The organism is Bradyrhizobium centrolobii, assembly GCF_001641635.1.
In the GTDB taxonomy this organism is placed as follows: Bacteria; Pseudomonadota; Alphaproteobacteria; order Rhizobiales; family Xanthobacteraceae; genus Bradyrhizobium; species Bradyrhizobium centrolobii.
In genome coordinates, this window is record NZ_LUUB01000018.1 from 71,060 (window position 1) to 90,806 (window position 19,747).

At 64.8% G+C, this 19,747-nt stretch carries 17 protein-coding genes; 2 read left to right on the forward strand and 15 right to left on the reverse strand.

The window, feature by feature from the left end; all coding sequences use genetic code 11:
* Nucleotides 1–44: 44 nt before the first annotated feature.
* A complete protein-coding gene (locus AYJ54_RS02400) occupies nucleotides 45–1,169 on the reverse strand; it encodes an amidohydrolase family protein (RefSeq protein ID WP_063696269.1) in 1,125 nt (374 codons plus the stop codon).
* A gap of 24 nt (nucleotides 1,170–1,193) precedes the next feature.
* Nucleotides 1,194–2,252, reverse strand: a complete 1,059-nt coding sequence (locus AYJ54_RS02405; protein ID WP_063696270.1) for an amidohydrolase family protein — start codon at nucleotides 2,250–2,252, stop codon at nucleotides 1,194–1,196.
* A 155-nt stretch (nucleotides 2,253–2,407) separates the two neighbouring features.
* Here AYJ54_RS02405 and AYJ54_RS02410 point away from each other — a divergent pair, with 155 nt between their 5' ends.
* The gene (locus AYJ54_RS02410; protein WP_063696271.1) at nucleotides 2,408–2,890 is read left to right on the forward strand and encodes a CinA family protein; all 483 of its coding nucleotides are present in this window, start codon (nucleotides 2,408–2,410) and stop codon (nucleotides 2,888–2,890) included.
* A gap of 219 nt (nucleotides 2,891–3,109) precedes the next feature.
* On the opposite strand, the gene AYJ54_RS02415 is transcribed toward AYJ54_RS02410, so the two are convergent.
* The 13 genes from AYJ54_RS02415 to AYJ54_RS02475 form a co-directional block, all read right to left on the reverse strand.
* The gene (locus tag AYJ54_RS02415) at nucleotides 3,110–3,388 is read right to left on the reverse strand and encodes a DUF1488 family protein (protein ID WP_063696272.1); all 279 of its coding nucleotides are present in this window, start codon (nucleotides 3,386–3,388) and stop codon (nucleotides 3,110–3,112) included.
* A 137-nt stretch (nucleotides 3,389–3,525) separates the two neighbouring features.
* Nucleotides 3,526–4,143 carry a tetratricopeptide repeat protein gene (locus AYJ54_RS02420; protein WP_063696273.1) on the reverse strand — a complete coding sequence of 206 codons (618 nt, stop codon included), beginning with the start codon at nucleotides 4,141–4,143 and terminating at the stop codon, nucleotides 3,526–3,528.
* 144 nt (nucleotides 4,144–4,287) lie between these two features.
* Nucleotides 4,288–5,772 carry an AMP nucleosidase gene (locus AYJ54_RS02425; protein WP_082905436.1) on the reverse strand — a complete coding sequence of 495 codons (1,485 nt, stop codon included), beginning with the start codon at nucleotides 5,770–5,772 and terminating at the stop codon, nucleotides 4,288–4,290.
* A 195-nt stretch (nucleotides 5,773–5,967) separates the two neighbouring features.
* The gene (locus tag AYJ54_RS02430; protein WP_063696274.1) at nucleotides 5,968–7,302 is read right to left on the reverse strand and encodes an HlyD family type I secretion periplasmic adaptor subunit; all 1,335 of its coding nucleotides are present in this window, start codon (nucleotides 7,300–7,302) and stop codon (nucleotides 5,968–5,970) included.
* A complete protein-coding gene (locus tag AYJ54_RS02435; protein WP_063696275.1) occupies nucleotides 7,299–9,047 on the reverse strand; it encodes a type I secretion system permease/ATPase in 1,749 nt (582 codons plus the stop codon). Before AYJ54_RS02435 ends, AYJ54_RS02430 begins: the two co-directional genes overlap by 4 nt.
* Before the next feature lie 262 nt (nucleotides 9,048–9,309).
* A complete protein-coding gene (locus tag AYJ54_RS02440; protein WP_063696276.1) occupies nucleotides 9,310–9,579 on the reverse strand; it encodes a GlsB/YeaQ/YmgE family stress response membrane protein in 270 nt (89 codons plus the stop codon).
* Nucleotides 9,580–10,021: 442 nt separating this feature from the next.
* The gene (locus AYJ54_RS02445; RefSeq protein WP_063696277.1) at nucleotides 10,022–10,996 is read right to left on the reverse strand and encodes an ABC transporter ATP-binding protein; all 975 of its coding nucleotides are present in this window, start codon (nucleotides 10,994–10,996) and stop codon (nucleotides 10,022–10,024) included.
* On the reverse strand, nucleotides 10,993–12,408 hold the full coding sequence (locus AYJ54_RS02450) for an Asp-tRNA(Asn)/Glu-tRNA(Gln) amidotransferase GatCAB subunit A (RefSeq protein WP_063696278.1): 1,416 nt from the start codon (nucleotides 12,406–12,408) through the stop codon (nucleotides 10,993–10,995). Before AYJ54_RS02450 ends, AYJ54_RS02445 begins: the two co-directional genes overlap by 4 nt.
* Entirely contained in the window at nucleotides 12,405–12,602 is a 198-nt protein-coding gene (locus AYJ54_RS02455) for a hypothetical protein (RefSeq protein ID WP_063696279.1), read from the reverse strand. Before AYJ54_RS02455 ends, AYJ54_RS02450 begins: the two co-directional genes overlap by 4 nt.
* Nucleotides 12,599–13,657 carry an ABC transporter ATP-binding protein gene (locus AYJ54_RS02460; protein ID WP_063696280.1) on the reverse strand — a complete coding sequence of 353 codons (1,059 nt, stop codon included), beginning with the start codon at nucleotides 13,655–13,657 and terminating at the stop codon, nucleotides 12,599–12,601. The genes AYJ54_RS02455 and AYJ54_RS02460 overlap by 4 nt, the downstream gene beginning before the upstream one ends.
* 236 nt (nucleotides 13,658–13,893) lie before the next feature.
* Complete coding sequence (locus AYJ54_RS02465) at nucleotides 13,894–14,796, reverse strand: ABC transporter permease (protein ID WP_063696281.1); 903 nt, start codon at nucleotides 14,794–14,796, stop codon at nucleotides 13,894–13,896.
* Between the two features lie 264 nt (nucleotides 14,797–15,060).
* Complete coding sequence (locus tag AYJ54_RS02470) at nucleotides 15,061–16,014, reverse strand: ABC transporter permease (RefSeq protein ID WP_063696282.1); 954 nt, start codon at nucleotides 16,012–16,014, stop codon at nucleotides 15,061–15,063.
* A 201-nt stretch (nucleotides 16,015–16,215) separates the two neighbouring features.
* Nucleotides 16,216–17,877: an ABC transporter substrate-binding protein gene (locus AYJ54_RS02475; protein ID WP_063696283.1), complete on the reverse strand. Its 1,662-nt coding sequence runs from the start codon at nucleotides 17,875–17,877 to the stop codon at nucleotides 16,216–16,218.
* Nucleotides 17,878–18,077: 200 nt separating this feature from the next.
* On the opposite strand from AYJ54_RS02475, the gene AYJ54_RS02480 reads away from it, so the two are divergent.
* Nucleotides 18,078–19,673, forward strand: coding sequence for an ABC transporter substrate-binding protein (locus AYJ54_RS02480; RefSeq protein ID WP_063696284.1), 1,596 nt, complete (start codon nucleotides 18,078–18,080; stop codon nucleotides 19,671–19,673).
* The last annotated feature ends 74 nt before the right edge of the window (nucleotides 19,674–19,747 follow it).

A 19,747-nucleotide genomic window follows, 5' to 3' on the forward strand; every position in this document is an offset into this window, starting at 1 on the left:
AAACCGCCCGACACTTTCGGCTAACGCGGTCCTGCGGGTCCGGATCATGCGGTGAGCCCGTACAGCTTCCGCGCATTGTCGCGGTAGAACGCCTCGCGGTTGGCCTCGGTGACGCCGGGCGGCAGCACGCGGGACGGCTCGTCATAGTCCCAATGCGGATAATCGGTCGCGAACAGCAGCCGGTCCCAGCCGATCCACTTGATGACGTCGAACAGATCCTCGCGCCGTTCCGGATCCTCCATCGGCTGCGTGGTCCACCACACCTGCTCGCGGATATATTCGGACGGCGGCCGCTTCACATGCGGAACCTCGCTGCGCAGCCGCTGCCAGACCTTGTCGAGCCGCCAGGCGAGCGACGGCGCCCAGCCGAAGCCGGCTTCGATCATCACCATCTTCAGTTTCGGGAAGCGCTCGAACACGCCTTCGAGCACGAGGCTCGCGAGCGCCGATTGCTGGCATTGCGAGTGGCCGACCATTTCCTCGATGTAGTAGCTCGGCCAGCCCGACGGCGTGATCGGATTGCCGCCGAAACCGAAGGCGTGGACGCCGACAGGCAGCCCGGCCTCTTCCGCGGCCTGATAGATCGGCCAATAGCGGCGCTGGCCCAGCGGTTCGACGTTGCGGCTGAGCAGCAGCACCTGGACAAAGTTCTTGTCCCCCGCGCGCTCGCGGATTTCGGCGGCGGCCGACAGCCCGTCCTCATTGCCGACCACGATCGAGGCCTTCAGCCGCTTGTCCTTGCTGGTCCATTTGTCGATCTGCCAGTCGTTGATCGCGGAGCACAAAGCGGCCGAGAGCTCGTGATTGCGGATGCCCTGCCCGGCGTTGAGCGGATTGAGCACCCCCAACTGCACATTGTTGGGATCGAGATGCTGCTCCTGCATGAAGGACAGCGAGGAACCCTGCGGGCCACCTTCTGGCGGGCAGGCGTCGCGGCGCGAGGCGTTGGGCTGTGCCTTGGGGTACGGCGGGCCTTCCATCATGCCCTGATAGGCATGGACACCGTAGACTTCGAGATGATGCTGCCAGCGCTTGGCGAGATAGGGATAGAGCTCGGTTCGGGTCGCGCGTGCCGGGTGGATGTCGCAATCCGCGATCGCGGTCTTTATCGCGTTCTTGGCGGTCAGGGGGGGAGCGGCTTCGGTGCTCTCGCGGAATTGAATATTCATCGCCTTGCCTCCTTTGGCAGCGGGCTAAGTCAGGCGGGGATAGGTTGCATGCGGATTGTCGATCATGATCTTGCGCACGAGATCGGGGGACAGACCTTCGGGCAGCGCATCCTGGCCGTCGAACTGCCAGTGCGGATAGTCCGTGGAGAATAGGACCAATTCGTCGGACTGCATATGATCAAACAGGCGAATTAATGTCGCCGGCTCCCGCGGTGCGTCAAATGGTTGTAATGAGAACCGGATGTTGCTGCGCACAATTTCCAGCGGCGCGCGATCGACCCAGGGCGTCTCCATCCGCACCCCGCGCCAGAACTTGTGCAGGCGCCAAAGATAGGGCGGCAGCCAGGAGATGCCGGATTCCAGCATCACCATCTTCAGACGGGGATGGCGGGCGAACACACCCTCGACGATCAGGCTGGTGAGCTGCGTCTGGAACGCCTGGGCCTGACCGACATAATCCTCGATGTGGTAGGAACCCCAGCCGACCGCAGTCGGCGGATTGTGATAGGCGGAACCGGCATGGACGCCGATGGCGAGGTCCAGCCGTTCCGCCGCCTCATAGATCGGCCACAGTGCGCGCTTTCCCAGCGGCGTGTCGCCCATCACCAGCATCAAGACCTGCACGAAGCGCGGATCCTGTGCGCAACGCTCGATCTCGGCGACGGCTTTCTCGACGCTCTGCGTGGGGATGACGATCGAGCCGCGCAGCCGCGTGTCGCGATCAAGCCACTCCTTCGCCAGCCAGTCGTTCAGTGCGCGGCAGAACGCGGTCTGCATGTCCTCGGAAAACACCATCTGCACGCCATAGAGCGGATTGCAGATGGCGTGGCCGACCTCGAAGGGGTCGAGTACGTGGCGCTGCATGTCGGCGAGACTGGCGCCGGGCTTGCCGGCTTCGGGGCGCCAGTCCTCGCGCGCCGTGATCGGCGAGTTCTGCGGGTAGGATTGCGAGATGAGGTCGACCATGCCGCGCGTCGTCACCTGGTCGCGCCAGTAGTCGTTCAGATGGGGCAGCAGGCTCGTGAGATGCGGCACCGCCGGGTGCACGTCGCAATCTACACCGCCGGCGATCAGGGACGTCATGACGTCTCCTCTTCACGTTTCCTCTTGCATAGCGCTTCGCCGCGCCGTCTTGCCTCCGCCATTCAAGCAGGCCTGCCCGCCCGCTGCAACTCGGCCAATGCCGCTGTCATATGCTAGGAAGGCGCAGCTCGGTTGCGAGGATGAGAGGTGCAGGAATGAAAGAGCTCACTGGCATTGCGGAACAGATCGCCGCCAAACTGATCGCGCGCAAAGAGACCATTGCCGTGGCAGAATCCTCAACCGGTGGCCTGATCTCGGCAAGCCTGCTCGCGGTGCCCGGCGCTTCGGCCTATTTCCTCGGCGGCGCGGTGGTCTACACGCGCGATGCGCGGCGCGTGCTGATGGATATTTCGGATGACGGCATGAAGGGCTTCCGATCGGCCTCGGAGCCTTACGCGAAACTCCTCGCCGAGCAGATGCGCGGCCGCTTCGGCTGCGACTGGGGCCTGTCCGAGACCGGCGCAGCCGGCCCCACCGGCAACCGCTACGGCGATGCCGCAGGCCATAGCTGCATGGCGATCGCGGGCCCCGCGGCAGAGGTGATGACACTGGAGACGGGGAGCAACGACCGGTTCGCCAACATGCAGACGTTTGCGGCGACGGCGTTGAAGTTGCTGCTGAAGAATTTGGAGCGGTGATCTGCTCCCGTATCGTTGCCGGGTAAGACGGAACGACCGCGCCTACTCTCGGTTTCGTCCTGGCGAAAGCCAGGACCCCCGCGCGAGCGCTTGCGCTCGTCGCGATTACCCCATGGAGCAGTTTGCCGAAGACTGGTCGTCCGGGGTTGACATCCCGTGCCATCGATAGATTCCGCAGTATTGGTCCTGGCTTTCGCCAGGACGACGAATGTGTGGCAGCTACCCTCCCAAATGCCTCGTAAAAATCCGCACCACATGGCCTCTAACCCGTGGCGCCTCGTCGTAGAGGTCTGACGCGATCCGTTCGATGGTCTCACGCAACGACAGGAACTGCGCCTGCCGAGCGCTGCTTTCGGTGCCCTGCATGCCCGCGAGCTCATCCATCGCGGCATCGCTGATCTGACACTGCACGACGTCGCCGCCGTCGTTCAGCATGCTGAACCGAAAGGCCAGCCGTTCCAGATCATGGCCCACGATCTTGTCGCGCGTCAGCGGCATCCACTTGTCCCGTTCGGCCCCCGAGCGGGACAATGCTGAAAATCTGACGCCTTGTCACCAAAGGACGTGGCGGTCATGCAGGCCGGTCAACGGCGCGCGCCCGGACGCGGCCGCAGAAGCCGGCTCATCCTCCACCTTCAATAAACGAGCGCCGTGCCGGTCGGCTTCTCCAGCGCCGCGGCCAGCGATTTGTACTCCTCGCAATCAGTCCCACAGATGGCGGCAATCCGGCTCAGATGATAGAGCGCCTGCTCGCGATTGCCCTGTTCGAGCTGCCACAGTCCATAGTACTGCCAGGTCAGAACGTGGTTCGGATCTGCTTTCAGTGCGCGCTCGTACCAGACCTGCGATTGCTTGTAGTCGCCGAGCTTGCGGTAGGAGTAGCCGATGAGGTTGGCGACGTTCGGATGGTCGTCATGGCCAAGCGCCTTCAATTGCTCGATCGCGGCCGCGTAGTCGTTGCGCTCGTAGATCGTGTCATAGGCCGCGCGGTAGCCGGCCGCGAATGCCGGATCGCCGATGCTGGACTGGTTGTGAGGCTTCTTCGTCTTCTGGCTGGCCTTCGTTCCCGGGCGTCTCGGATAGGTCGGCTGAACGGTGCTCGGGGTCGAATAGGCGCTGCCATAGGGATCATAGGGATTGGCACCTCCTCCACCGCCGCCGCCTCCTCCGCCTCCCCCCGCGGCATAGGCCGAGGAAGCCAGCAGCGCCGCAAACGCTCCCAGCGTGACGAGCCTGATCATCGATGCGACCATTTCTGTCTCCTGTCTTGATCCAAGCGGCCCCGGACGACGTGATAACCCTGCCTTGGCACGGATATTCCGGGACGCTGTGCTCACGGAGACGTCAGCGTTCGTACGACAGCTCTCCTGTCCCTCCGATAACGGAAGATGGACGTGCTACTGGAAGGCCACTTCGGCGAAGCTGCGGAGCTTGCGCGAATGCAGCCGCTCCGATTCCTGCTGCTTGAGTCGTTCCAGCGCCTTCAGCCCGATCTCGAGATGCTGGCCGACGCGGCGGCGATAGAACTCGCTTGCCATGCCCGCGAGCTTGATCTCGCCGTGCAGCGGCTTGTCGGAGACGCAGAGCAGCGTGCCGTAGGGGACGCGGAAGCGATAGCCGTTCGCCGCGATCGCCGCCGATTCCATGTCGAGCGCGACGGCACGCGATTGCGACAGGCGACGGATGACTGCGGGCCCGCTGATCTCCCAATTGCGATTGTCGACGCTCGCGACGGTGCCCGTGCGCATCAGACGCTTGAGCTCAAACCCCTCGAGGCCCGTGACGTCGCCGACCGCTTCCTCAAGCGCGACCTGCATCTCGGCCAGCGCCGGGATCGGCACCCACAGCGGCAGCTCGCGATCAAGCACGTGATCCTCGCGCACGTATCCATGCGCGAGAACGTAGTCGCCGAGACGCTGCGTATTGCGCAGACCCGCGCAATGCCCGAGCATCAGCCAGGCATGCGGACGCAACACGGCGACGTGGTCGGTGACGTTCCGCGCGTTCGACGGACCGGTGCCGATATTGATCAGCGTGATGCCGCGATAGCCCGGCATGACGAGATGGAAGGCCGGCATCTGCGGCGTACGCTCCGGCACAACTCCGGTCATCGCGCCGCCATTGCGCGTGATCACGTTGCCCGGCGCGACGAAGGCATCGAGACCAGTCTCGCCGGACTGGAGCCGCTGCTGGCAGAGCTGCGCGAAGGCATCGACATAGAACTGGTAGTTCGTGAAGATCACAAAATTCTGGAAATACTCGGGATCAGTGCCCGTGTAGTGGTAGAGCCGCCGCAGCGAGTAATCGACGCGGGCGGCCCGGAACAGGGCCAGCGGTTCGGGCGCGCCCGGCCTAAGCTCGAACGTGCCGTCGGCGATCGCATCGTCCATGGTGGCGAGATCGGGCACGTCGAATACGTCACGCAGCGATCGCATGGCGGGGGACTTCTCGCTGGTGTTGATAGCGGCTTCGATGTTGATGTCGCGGCGGTAGGCGAAGTGGATCGGGATCGGTTCGCCGGACTCGCCGATCTCGACGGGCACGCCGTGATTCTGGATCAAGAGTCCGATCTGTTCGATCAGATAGCTTCGGAACAGATCCGGCCGTGTCACGCTGGTCTCATGCACGCCCGGCCCCGCGACGAAGCCATAGGAGAGACGCGAATCGAGCCGTGCATGGGTCGCGGTCGTGACGCGAACGAAGGGGTAGTAGGCGCGAGCGCGCGTCGTGATCGCCTCGCCGTTGACATAGGCCTCGAACCGATCGCGCAGGAATTTCGTGTTGCGATCGTAGATTTCTTCGAGGCGGGCGACAGCCGCGGCCGCGTCAGAGAAGGCTTCAGTGGCGATGGCCGGCAGGGATTCGATCGGGATGGGATGCATTTTCGACGCCAGTTGCTTTGAAGAGCCGCTTGGCGTCGGAGTATAGCAAGAACAGAGCCATGCCGTCATTGCGAGCGCAGCGAAGCAATCCAGAAATCTCTCCGCGGAGACAGACTGGATTGCCTCGCTGCGCTCGCAATGGCGAATGGAAGGACGTCGTAGGGTGGGTCTCGCGCCCCGGGATGACGCTTCGCGTCACTTCTCCCGGAAGGCACGCATGAGCTGGTCGTGCAGCGGCTTCATCAGGTAGGACAGCATGGTGCGGTCGCCGGTCTGCACGAACGCTTCCACCGGCATGCCGGGGATCAGCTTGGCGTCGCCGAGGCGGGCGACCTCTTCCGGCGGCATCGAGACGCGGATGGTGTAGTAGCTCTGCCCGGTGCGCTGATCGGTGGTGACGTCAGGCGAGACGCGGCTGACGACGCCGTTGAGCTCGGGCGTGGTGCGCTGGTTGAAGGCGGAGAGGCGCAGCAGCGTCTTCTGGCCGACCTGGAGCTTGTCGATATCGACCGGATTGACCTTGGCCTCGACCTGGAGATCGTCGGCCTGCGGCACGATCAGCATCAGGGTATCGCCGGCGGTGACGACGCCGCCGACGGTGTGCACGGTCGATTGCAGCACCATGCCGTCCTGCGGCGCCCGAATGTCGACGCGGCGAAGCTGGTCCTCGGCGGTGACCTTGCGCTCGATCAACTCACCGATCTTGTCGTTGGTCTCGCGCAGATCCTTGGAGACCTCGCTCACCATGTCCTTGTCGACCTGGATGATCTGAAGCTCGGTCTCGGTGATCTTGCCCTTGGCCTGCGCCCGCGAGGCGATGTATTGCGCGCGCTCGCCGTTGAGGCGGGCGGAGTCGCGCTCGAGCGTGGTGAGGCGCGAGAGCTGCACCAGGTGCTTGTCGTAGAGATCGCGGACGCCGGTGAGCTCCTGCTGCACCAGGACGATTTCCTTGTCCTTGGCCTTTTCCTGCGCGGAGAGACCCTCGATCTCCTCATTGAGCTGCTGGATCCGCTCGCGGAGCTGCGCCTTCTGCCCGGCGCGGCCGTTGACACGGACGTCGAACAGCTTGCCCTCGCTGGCGAGCAGCGTCTTGACGTCGGGATCGTCGGCGCGATCGAGCAATGACTGCGGGAACTCCATCTTGTCGAGACCGCGCTGCTCGGCCTGGAGCCGCGACGCGCGCGCCTGCGCCGCATCGAGATTCTTGGTGACGATGGCAAGGTTGGCCTTGGTGACGGTGTCGTCGAGCCGCACCACGATGTCGCCGGACTTGACCACGTCGCCGTCACGGGCGCGCACCTCGCCGACGACGCCGCCGGTCGGATGCTGCACCTTCTTGACGTTGGATTCGACGACGATCTGCCCGGGCGCGATCAGCGCGCCGGAGATCAGCACCGTGGACGCCCAGCCGCCCAGCCCAAGGGCCAGAATCAGCACGATCGAAATCCCCAGGATCAGGTGAAACCTGATCGACTGCCGCACGGTCTTCTTCGCGGCACCCTTCACGCCACCAATCGTCATGGTGCTCATGGCTTGGTCACCCCGCCCTCGCTGACGATCTTGATCGGCGCCGGCGGCGCGACGCGGGGCTGGAGCACCTGCGCGAGCACCTGTTCCTTGGGACCAAAGGCCTGCACGCGGCCATCGCGCAGCACCAGGATCTGGTCGACCGCCTCGACGCCGATCGGCCGGTGCGCCACGACAATGACGATGGCGCCCCGCTCGCGCGCCGAGCGGATCGCGCGAGTCAACGCCTCGTCACCTTCGGTGTCGAGATTGGAATTGGGCTCGTCGAGAACGATCAGGAACGGATTGCCGTAGAGCGCGCGCGCCAGCGCCACGCGCTGCGCCTGGCCTGCGGAGAGAGAGGTACCCTGGTCGCCGACCTGGGTGTTGTAGCCTTCGCGCATCTTGATGATCATCTCGTGGACGCCGGCCTCTTTCGCCGCGGAGATGATGCCGTCCGACGTCGCTTCGGGATCGAAGCGGCTGATGTTCTGCGCGATGGTGCCGCCGAACAATTCGACGTCCTGCGGCAGATAACCGATGTGGCGGCCGAGCACGTCCGACGACCATTGGTCGAGCGCGGCGCCGTCGAGCCGGACCTTGCCCCGCACCGGCTGCCAGACGCCGACCAGCGCGCGGATCAATGACGACTTGCCGGAGCCGCTCGGCCCGATCACGCCGAGGCCATTGCCCGCGACGAGCGCGAAGGTGACATCCTGCACGATGAGGCGCTGATCGCCTGGCGGCACGATGGCGACGCCTTCGACCGACAGGCGGCTGGTGGGAACCTGCAATTGCGTCGGCGTCGCCTGCGCCGGCATCTGCTCGAGCAACCGGCTGAGGCGCTGCCAGCTCTGGCGCGCGGCGACGAAGGATTTCCAGTGCGCGATCGCGAGATCGACCGGCGCCAGCGCGCGGGCGGATAGGATCGAGCCCGCGATGATGATGCCCGCGGTCGCCTCCTGATGGATGACGAGATAGGCACCGACCGCAAGCACGGCCGATTGCAGCATCATGCGCAGCACTTTTGCGACCGCACCGAGACCGCCGGCGACGTCGCTCGCGCGTTGATTGCCGGCGAGATATTTTTCGTTGGCCTCGCTCCAGCGCTGGTTGAGCCGACCGGCCATGCCCATCGACACCAGCACCTCGGCGTTGCGGCGGCTGGACTGGGCGAGATCGTTGCGCTGCGCGGCCAGCCCCATCGCCTCGCGCGCCGGCCGGCGGGACAGGAACTCGGTGACCAGCGTGAGCCCCACCAGGATGATGGCGCCGACCAGTGCGGTCACGCCGATCAAGACGTGGAAGGCGAAGCAGATGGCGAGATAGAGCGGCAGCCAGGGCAGGTCGAAGAACGCGCTCGGTCCCATGCCGCCGAGGAAGGAGCGGACATTGTCGAGGTCACGCAGCGGTTGAAGTCCCTCGTTGCGGCCGCCGACGAGGAGCGGCAGGCGCACGATGGTGTCGAACACACGCTTGTTCAGGGCTTCGTCGAGCGCGGTGCCGACCCGCCCCAGGATCCGCCCGCGGATCATGTCGAGCACGCCCTGCGCGACATAGAGACCGCTGGCCAGGATGATCAGGCCGACCAGGGTTGGAACGCTGCGGCTCGGCAGCACCCGGTCGTAGACCTCCAGCATGAAGATCGACCCGGTCAGATAGAGCAGGTTGATCATGCAGCTCATCAAGCCGACGCCGAGGAACGCGCTGCGACAGGCGCGCAGCGCGTCACCGAGCTCTGAACGGCGAACGCCGGAAACGGCTGCCATCAGTCTGATCTCTTTCGGGTGAGGGGCAAAGCCCCTGATTTCAAAGGCAATTTCAGGTGTACTTGACCCGGATTAACATGGCGTTTTCGTTCCTCATCCAACGCCGTCGAATTAATTCAGGAACCTGATGGCCACATCTACCCCGACCGCGCGCGCGTGCAAGTCCGGAATTTCACAGCCTTGCGGCTTTTTCTTGCACGACCGACGCCTCTCCCCAGGATCTCCGCAAGAGGAGAGGCGTAAAGCTCCGATCGCTGCGACGCTAAAGCCGGCCGCCGCCGCGCACCAGCCGGACCACCAGAAGCAGGATGACCGCGCCGATGGCGGAGTAGACGATCTCGGACACGAGGCCAGTGCCGAGACGAATGCCGAGCTTCGGAAACAGGAAGCTCGCCACCAGCGCGCCGGCGACGCCGACCACGATGTCGCCGATGATGCCGAACCCGGTCCCCCGCACCACCTTGCCGGCAAGCCAGCCGGCAACCAGCCCGACGAACAGGATAACGAGCAGGCCTTCGTTCGAAATGTACATAAGTCGGTCCCTCTCCGTGAACGGCCGCATGGAACCGGAACCGGGATGAATGGGGTGTGAATGTTGTGCCCCGCGACCGGGTTGCGGGGGCGCAGACAAAAATGTCGAAAACAACCCCATGCACAGTAGAAGCGCGCCTAGCCGTTGGCGCTCGGTGAACTGTGACAACTCGGTGTTGTCGCAGAGGAATTCTGAGGTGGCGCGTGTGTGGGACGTGAGAGGCGTGCCGCGCTGTCTACTTGCGAAGTGAGGGGCGCAAACTGCCGCATTCCCTCGCCCCTTGCGGGGGAGGGGCAGGGAGGGGGGTAGCCCCTCGCTTGGGGCTACCCCTCTCCCCCACCCTCCCCCGCAAGGGGGGAGGGAGCGCAGTGTGCTTTTGGCTGCGCTTCGGCTCAGATCAATGAACTCAGATCGATAGCACGCTCGCGACTAAGCGCACCGGTTACGACGCGACCACCGGCTCCGCCAGCACGCACCTTGCCGCCCTACCCGGCCCGACCTTCACATACCCCGGCAATTGCTCCAAACATCGCGGCTCGGCGAACTTGCAGCGGGGGGCGAAGGAGCAGTTGTGCGGCTTCTCTGCGAGCGAGGGCGGCGTGCCGGGGATGGTCTCGAGCCGCTGCCCGCGCTTGGCACCGTGGATGGTTGAGGCGAGCAGGCCCTTGGCATAGGGGTGCACCGGTGTGCGGACGATGTCGCGCAAACTCCCCTGCTCCACGATCTGGCCGGCATACATCACCGCGACGCGGTCGCAGATCTCGATGGCGACGCCGATGTCGTGGGTGACGAAGATGACGGACATGCCGAACTCGCGCTGCAGTTCGCGCAACAGCAACAGGATCTGGATCTGCACGGTGGCGTCGAGCGCGGTGGTCGGCTCGTCCGCAAGCAGGATCTTTGGCCGGCAGGCGAGCGCCAGCGCGATCATCGCGCGCTGGCGCATGCCGCCGGACATCTCGTGCGGATAGGCATCGAGCCGGCGCTTCGCCGACGGGATACGCACGACCTCGAGCATTTCGAGCGCACGCGCCCTGCCCTCCGCAAAACTCTTGCCCTCGTGGCGCACGACGCTTTCGGCGATCTGCGCCCCGATGGTGTAGACCGGATCGAGCGCGAGCGCGGGCTCCTGGAAGATCATCGAGACGGTCTGGCCACGGAAGGACGAGAGCTCCTCGTCGTTCATGGCCAGCACGTCGCGGCCCATGACGTTGACAGTGCCCGAGATCAGCGTGCGCTTCTTCGGCAACAGCCGCATCAGCGCACGCAGCGTCACGCTCTTGCCCGAGCCGGACTCGCCGAGCAGGCCCAATACTTCGCCATCGCCAAGCGAGAGATTGAGATCGTTCACGGCAAAGACCGTGCGCTCGCCGGTGAAGCGGATGTTGAGGCCTGAGATCTCGACGAGCTTTGTCATGACGGCAGTTTCGGTACCCGGTCGTGGTAGTCGGTCACGCGCTGGAATGCGGCGCCGATGGTGAGCAAGGTCGCCTCATCGAAGGAGCGGCCGATGAGCTGCATGCCGATCGGCAGGCCGCCCTTGGTGAAACCAGACGGCACGGTCAGCGACGGCAGGCCGAGGAAGTTCACCGGACGGGTGAACAGCGTCAGCCGCTGCAACAGCGCCGGCGCGTTCGGTCCGCCCCCGACATCGCTCTCCGCAATCGTCGGCGCCGGCACGGGCGAAGCCGGTGCGATCACCGCATCGACGCCGGCTGTGGCCGCATTGTGCGCGGCGAGCGCCGGACCGCGCCAGCGCATCGCCTCGAGATAGGTGATGGCGGGAACGGCGAGCCCGTTCTGAAGGCGCATCAGGACCTGCGGGCCATAATCCTGCGGCCGCTCGATCATCCAGCGCTTGTGGAAGGCGGCGGCTTCGGCCGCGAGCACGAGCTGGCTTGCCGCGGACAATTGCCGCTGATCCGGCAGCTCGACCTTGACGATGTCGGCACCCTCGCGCTTGAGCACGGCGATGGTCTCGTCCAGCACGCGCGCGACCTCGGCGTCGAGGTCGTCGACATAGAAGGACGCGGGCACGCCGATCTTCAGGCCCTTCAGCGAGCCTTTTGTCGCGGCGACATAGTCCGAAAGCGGCTCGTGGCTTGCGGTGGGATCCTCGGGATCGGGACCGGCCATCAGCGCCAGCAGCAGCGCGCAGTCCTCGGCGGTGCGGGCGAGCGGACCGACCGTGTCGAGCGATTGCGACAGCGGCATCGCGCCGGCGCGGCTGACGCGGCTCCAGGTGGTCTTGAGCCCTGTGACGCCGCAGAAATGCGCGGGCATGCGGATCGAGCCGCCGGTGTCGGAGCCGAGCGCCGCATAGGTGAGCCGCGCCGCGACAGCCGAGCCCGACCCCGACGACGAGCCGCCGGTGATATGCGCAACGTTCCAGGGATTGCAGACCGGACCGTAATGACTGTTGTGGCCGGTCGGGCCATAGGCGAATTCGGCGAGATGCAGCGTGCCGAGCCTGATCTGGCCGGCGTCCTTCAACCGCTGCAAGGCGGTCGAGGTCGTGGTCGCGACGAAGTCGCGCCGGATCAGCGAGCCGCAGGTCGCGACCCTTCCGGCGTCGTAGTACATGTCCTTGTGGGCGAGCGGCACACCATGCAGCGGTCCGCGCACCTCGCCCTTGGCCAAGGCGGCGTCGGCGGCATCGGCTGCCTTCAGCGCCGCCTCCGATTCGAGCGACATGAAGGCATTGAGATGCGGCTGCCACTCCGCGATGCGGTGCAAGAGCGCGCGCGTCACCTCATGCGAGGACACCTGCTTCATCGCGATCGCGCGCGCGACCTCGGTGAGCGTCATCAATGCGGTCTCGATGCTCATTTCGAAACCTTCGCAGTCTGGGCGATCACGTAGAGCGCGGGCTCGAGATCGAACGGCAGCGTGCCGGCGATTGCGGCAAAGCCCTCGAAAGCAGGTCCGATCGAATTGGAGATGCGCGTCGCGATCTCATCGTCCACGGGGACGCCGGCGACCTGAGCCATCGGCTTGATCTCTTTTGCAGTCGGTCTCGTCATGCGGTTTCCTCTCTGGGCGCGCGGCTATGGCCTGAACCCGGAATCGCCATGTAGCACGCGGCCTCGTGGCCCATCTTATCGAGCGCGGTGAGCTTTGGTGTAGCTTTTGCGCAGAGCGGCTCCGCAAACGGGCAACGGGTGTGGAAGCGGCAGCCCGAGGGCGGATCGATCGGATTGGGCGGATCGCCCGTGATCGGCGGCTTCTCGGTGCGCCTGTCAGGGTCGGAGGACGGCATCGCGGCGAGCAGCGCGCGCGTATAGGGATGGGCCGGCTGGTCCCAGACCTGATCGACCGGGCCGAGCTCGACGACTTCGCCAAGATACATCACCAGCACGCGATCGCTGATGTAGCGCACGACGTTGAGGTCGTGGCTGATGAAGAGATAGGTCAGGCCGAATTCGCGCTTGAGATCGGCGAGCAGATTGAGCACCTGCGCCTCGACCGATTTGTCGAGCGCGGAGACGGCTTCGTCCAGGATCACCAGCCGCGGCGACAGCGCCAGTGCACGCGCGATGTTGACGCGCTGGCGCTGACCGCCGGAGATCTCGTGCGGATAGCGGTTGGCGAAATTTTCGGGGCGCAAGCCCACCTTGCCGAGCAGCTCGCGCGCCAGCGCACGCGCCGCGGTATCGGCCATGCCGTGCACCTTCGGGCCGAAGGCGATCGACTCCTCGATCGTCAGGCGCGGATTGAGCGAGGCGTAGGAGTCCTGGAACACCATCTGCATGCCGCGGCGCAGTTCACGCAAGGACAGCGACTGGCCGACGGTCATGCCGTCATAGACGATATCGCCGGCATCGCGCGGCATCAGGTGCATCAACAGCCGCGCGGTGGTCGACTTGCCGCAGCCGGACTCGCCGACGATGCCGACGGTCTCGCCCTTGGCGACGGAGAAGGAGACGTTATCGACGGCGCGCACTGTGCGTTTCGCGCTGAACAGCTCGCCGCGGACCGGGAAATGTTTTGTGAGGCCGTTGACCTGCAGCAGCGGCTGCGCCACGCCGCCGCGGTCCTCGACCGGCTCGAGCATTTCGACAGGCAGATTTGTTGTCATGGCCGCCGTCCCTTACCTCTCCCCGTCGGGAAGAGGTCGGCGCGAAGCGCCGGGTGAGGGGGAGCAGGTTCCTCGATGAAGCGGAACCCCTCACCCGGATCGCATCTGACGATGCGACATAGCCGAAGCTCCGCTTCGGCGTTCTTAATAACGGCCGCCAAAGGCGGCCTATGCCTCTCCCTACGGGAGAGGTGTACAGCGAACGTTGCGACAGTACGCATTTGCATCATCATTCTTTAGTTCCTGATGTCCATGGCGCTGCGCAGGCCGTCCGAAAGCAGGTTGAAGCAGATCGACACCGCGAAGATCATCGCACCGGGAAGCGCAGCGACCCACGGGTTGACGTAGATGGCGGTGCGCAAGGTGTTCAGCATCAGGCCCCATTCCGGCTCCGGAGGCTTCGTGCCGAGGCCGAGGAAGGAAAGGCCTGCCGCCAAAATCATCGAGACCGAGATCAGGCTGGTCGCATAGACGAAGATCGCGCCCAGCACGTTGCCGAGGATGTGCACGCGCATGATGGTGAAGGGGCCCGCGCCCGAGGCACGCGCGGCCTCGACAAAGTCCCTGTTGCGAACGCCGGTAGTGACGCTTTCGGCCACGCGCGTGATCTGCGGCACGAACACGATGGTCAGCGCGACGATCGAGTTGAGGATGCCGGCCCCCAGCGCGCCGGAGATCGCAATCGCCAGCAGCACGGAGGGAAATGCGTAGAACACGTCGACCGTGCGCATGATCGCGGTGTTGAGCTTGCCGCCGACATAGCCGGCGACGAGGCCGAGCGAGGTGCCGATGCCGAACGCGAGGATCACGGGCAAGATACCAACGACGAGCGACAGCCGCCCGCCATAGATCAGCCGCGCCAGCATGTCGCGGCCGAGTTCATCGGTGCCGAGCGGATAGCCGGGCGTTGCGATGTGGCGGAGGCGGCGGATCATCGAGCCCTTGTAGGGATCTTCAAGCCCTAGCCAGGGCGCGAGGATCGCGGACACGAAAATCAGGAGCAGCACCAGCGCGCAGGCCATGCTGACCTTGTCGCGCAGGATGCGGCGGCCGACGGTCGCCCAATAGCCGCGCGCCTTGGTCGCTGGCGCGGCCTGAAGCGCCGCATCGCTGGTCGCAGACAACGGAAGCTCGCTCATCGGCTAGCCCCCGGGTGGGTGTTGGTTCGATCGATGCAGGCCGAGGACCCAGTGCACCTCTCCCGCTTGCGGGAGAGGTCGCGCCGAAGCCGCGGGTGAGGGTTCTCTCCTCTTGGGGGTTCTCGATTGCGGATACACCCCCACCCATAGCCGATGCTTCGCATCGGCGTACTGTTCAAGAACGGCGGCCGTGGGCCGCCTATGCCTCCCCCGCAAGCGGGAGAGGGGGCGCACCTTTTGCGTGGCTACAGCTAGACTCATCGGCTAGCCCCGCTTGATGCGCGGATCGATCGCGGCCTGCGCGATATCGACCAGCAGATTGAGGAAGACGAAGAACAGCGCCAGCACCAGGATCGTACCCTGCAGCAGCGGCAGGTCGCGCTGGAAGATCGCCGAATTCAAGAGGAAGCCCGAGCCCGGCCAGGAGAACACGGTCTCGATCAGGATCGAGCCGCCGAGCATATAGCCGAGCTGGAGACCCATCACCGCAAGCGCGGTGGGCGCGGCGTTCTTTATGACGTGGCGGAACACCCCGGTCTCGCGCAGGCCTTTGGCACGCAGCGCCTCGACGAAATCCTGTGAGAGGATGTCGCCGGTCAGCGCACGCACGGTTCGGGTGATGATGCCCATCGGGATCACCGATGTCGTGATCGCCGGCAGCACCAGATATTTGAGATGCGCCCAGTCCCAGGCCCAGGCGCCGGAGCCGCCGGGACCTGCGCCGACCGCAGGCAGCCAGTTCAGCTCGACCGAGAAGATGATGACCAGCAGCATGCCGAGCCAGTAATGCGGCACCGAAACGCCGGCGATGGCAAAGGAGGTCGCGAGCTTGTCGATCCAGGTCTCGCGGAAATAGCCGGCGATCAGGCCGAGCATGATACCCATCGTGAAACCGATAATGGCAGCCGCAATCGCGAGCGTCACGGTGTTACCGACGGCGCGCACGACCTCCGCGAGCACGGGTCGCCCCGTCGCGATGGAGTTGCCGAGATCGCCATGCAGCGCGCGGAGCAGCCAGAGGCCAAACTGCACCGGCAGCGGCCGGTCAAAACCGTAGGCAGCGCGGAGCTGCGCGGCGAGCTCCTGCGAGGCATCGGCCGGCAGGATGGCGACCAGCGGATCGCCCGGCGTGATGTGCACGAGCAGGAAGCACACCAGCGCCACGCTGATGACGATCGGGATCACATAGACGATGCGTCTGGCAATATAGGCGAGCACAAGTCACTCTTTATCTTCCCTTCTCCCCTTGTGGCAGAAGGTGGCGCGCGATCAGCGCGCCGGATGAGGGTTCTGTCCGCGAGCAAAATTACATCGGTTGAAGGGTCCGCGTCCGCGGAGAGAGACCCCTCACCCGGCTTCGCTCTCGCGAAGCCACCCTCTCCCACAAGGGGAGAGGGTGCACCGAGCGATTGGCTCGCACTAGGGCGCCATCGAGATCGGCGAGAAATCGATGAACCAGCTCTTCGGTTGCACGACGCCCTTCACCTTCGGGCTCATGGCGCGCGGGCCGACGTCGTGGGCGACGTAGAAGAAGGCTGCGTCGTCGACGGAGGCCGCGTGCAGCTCGGCGAGCGCGGCGTCGCGCGCGGCGGGGTCGAACGTCTGCCGTGCCTTCTTCACGAGCTCATCGAACTTGGGATTGTTGATGAATCCCCAATTGTTCGAGACCGGCGGCGCCATGCTCGATTGCAGGAAGCGCACCAGCGCGAAGAACGGGTCCATCGCCGCATAGGTGACGTTGGTCGCGTTCGAGCCGTTGGCGCTGGGATCCTTGGCACCGCGACGCCAGTTGGTGAACAGCGTGTTCCACTCGATGACGTCGAGCTGCACATCGAAGTAGCACTCGGCGAGCGCCTGCTGCAGATATTCGTTCATCGGCAGCGGCTGCATCTGGCCCGAGCCGGAGGCCGAGGTCTGGATCTTCACCGCCAGCCTCTTGTTCGGGCCAAAACCGGCCTCCTGCATCAGCTTTTGCGCGGCCGGCTTGTCATACTTGATCTGGAAGGTCGGATTGCCGCGCCAGGGATGGCCGGGCTCGAAGGTGCCGGTTGCAGGCACCATGAGTCCTGCGAGCAGGCCGTCCTTGAGGCCCTCGCGATCGACGCACAGGTTTGCGGCCTTGCGCACGCGGATGTCGTTCCAGGGCGAGCCCTCGACGCGCGAGAACTGCCAGGGCCAGACATGTGGCTGCTCGTTGGCATAGAGCAGGAAGCCACGCTGCTTGAGCTCGGGCAGCGCATCGGGCGCCGGCGCCTCGACCCAGTCGACCTGTCCGGAAAGCAGCGCCGCGGTGCGCGCGTTGGCTTCCGGCATCGGCAGGAGCACCATCTTGTCAACCTTGGGAACGCGCGCCTTGTCCCAATAGTTCGCGTTCTTGACCAGCTCGAGCCGCTCGCGCGGCGTGAAGCTCGCCATTTTCCACGGGCCGGTGCCCGAAGCGTCCTTCGCAAATGCGGCCCAGGCTCCTTGCGACTTCGCCTTGGCGTCGGCACCTTCCGCCTTGTCATAGAAGGCCTGCCACTTCGACGGGCTCGCCATGAAGAGGTTGGTGAGGTTGATCGGCAGGAAGCTGTCGGGCTCCTTGGTGGTGAGCTCGACCGTCATGTCGTCGATCTTCTTCGCGGACGCGAGCGTCGGCATGCGCGAGGCGGTGACGCCGACCTGGCTGGCATCGAATTGCGGAGCATCCTGCTTCAGCACCTTCTCGACGTTCCACACCACGGCATCCGCATTGAACGGCGAGCCGTCATGGAAGGTCACGCCGGGGCGCAGCTTGAATATCCATTTGGTCTTGTCGGCGTCGTCGACCTTCCACTCGGTCGCAAGGCCGGGGATGACCATGCTCGCCTTGTCAGCCGAGGACAGGTCCCAGCCGGTCAGCGCGTCATACATGGTGACGCCGGTGAAGCGGTTACCTTCAAAACCCTGATCGGGCTGACCCAGCGTGCGCGGAATATCGGCAGCGGTCATGCCGATGCGCAGCACGGTTTCGGCGCTGGCTGCGCGCGGCCATGCGGCTGCCGTGCCGAGCGCCAGCAACGCGATCAGCGCCGCGCGAGTTGTGGTCGTCTTGATAAGCATCGCCTCAATCCTTTTCCGGCTTTCGATGATTAATTTTGATGCAAACGTATGCAATGGCTATGCCAATGGGCAACTTATACTGCAAATTGCCCCTGCGACGACAAGTCCTTGTGATCGCAAGCCGGCAAAGGCGCCGCGCTGCCTATTCTGGCATCGAGATTGCACGTTTGGCTCCGATTTCTCCCTGGGAGTCTTGGGCCATGCGTATTCGATTGTCGACCTGCCTCGCCGTGCTTGCGCTGGCGTTCTCCGCAATCTCGGCGCGCGCCGAAACGGTGGTGCGCTACGGCATCTCGATGGCGGATATTCCGCTGACGACGGGCCAGCCCGATCGCGGTGCCGGCGCCTATCAGTTCACGGCCTACACGATCTACGATCCGCTGGTTGCCTGGGAGATGGACGTCGCCGACAGGCCGGGCATGCTGGTGCCGGGGCTCGCCACCGAATGGAAGGTCGACGACAACGACAAGACCAAATGGCGCTTCGCGCTGCGCAAGGGCGTGAAGTTTCACGACGGCAGCGAGTTCAACGCCGATGCGGTGATCTGGAATCTCGACAAGGTGCTCAACGACAAGGCACCGCAATTCGACAAGCGGCAGAGCGCCCAGGTGAAGACGCGCCTCCCCTCTGTCGCGAGCTACGCCAAGATCGACGACTTCACCGTGGAGATCACCACCAAGACGGTCGACTCCTTCTTTCCCTATCAGATGCTGTGGTTCCTGGTCTCGAGCCCCGCGCAGTACGAAAAGCTCGGCAAGGACTGGGACAAGTTCGCAAGCCAGCCGTCCGGCACCGGACCGTTCAAGCTGACGAAGCTCGTGCCGCGCGAGTTTGCCGAGCTGAGCAAGAACCCGGACTACTGGAACAAGAAGCGGATTCCGAAGGTCGACAAGATCGTGCTGGTGCCGATGCCGGAAGCGTTGACGCGCACCAACGCGCTGCTTGCCGGGCAAGTCGATCTGATCGAGACGCCGGCGCCGGACGCCGTGCCGCAGCTCAAGGCGGCCGGCATGAAGATCGTCGACAACATCACGCCGCATGTCTGGAATTATCACCTCAGCGTGCTGCCGGGTTCACCCTGGACCGACATCCGCCTGCGCAAGGCGCTCAATCTCGCGATCGATCGCGAGGGCGTGGTCGGTCTGATGAACGGCCTGGCAAAGCCCGCGAAGGGCCAGGTCGACCCGTCGAGCCCGTGGTTCGGCAAGCCGACCTTCGACATCAAGTACGATCTCGCCGCCGCGAAGAAGCTGGTCAAGGAGGCCGGCTACTCCAAGGACAAGCCGCTGAAGACCACCTTCATCATCGCGCAGGGCGGCACCGGGCAGATGCTGTCGCTGCCGATGAACGAATTCCTGCAGCAGAGCTTCAAGGAGATCGGCATCGACATCGACTTCAAGGTCGTCGAGCTCGAGACGTTATATACGCACTGGCGCAAGGGCGCGGCCGACGAGATGAACGCCGGCATCACCGCCAACAACATCGCCTATGTCACCTCCGACCCGCTCTACGCCATCGTCCGCTTCTTCGCCTCCGACCAGATCGCGCCGGTCGGCGTCAACTGGGGCGGCTACAAGAACCCGAAGGTCGACGCGCTGATCAACGAGGCCAAGCAGACCTTCGACACCGCCAAGCAGGACGATCTGATCGCGCAGGCCCATGCCCTGATCGTCGACGATGCCGTGCTGGTCTGGGTCGTCCACGACACCAACCCGCACGCGCTGTCGCCGAAGATCAAGCAGTTCGTCCAGGCGCAGCACTGGTTCCAGGATCTGACCACGATCGGGGTGGAGTGAGGCGGGCACTCGGCCGCAACAAACACCGCCGTCGTCCCGGCGAAGGCCGGGACCCATATCCACAGGATGTGGTT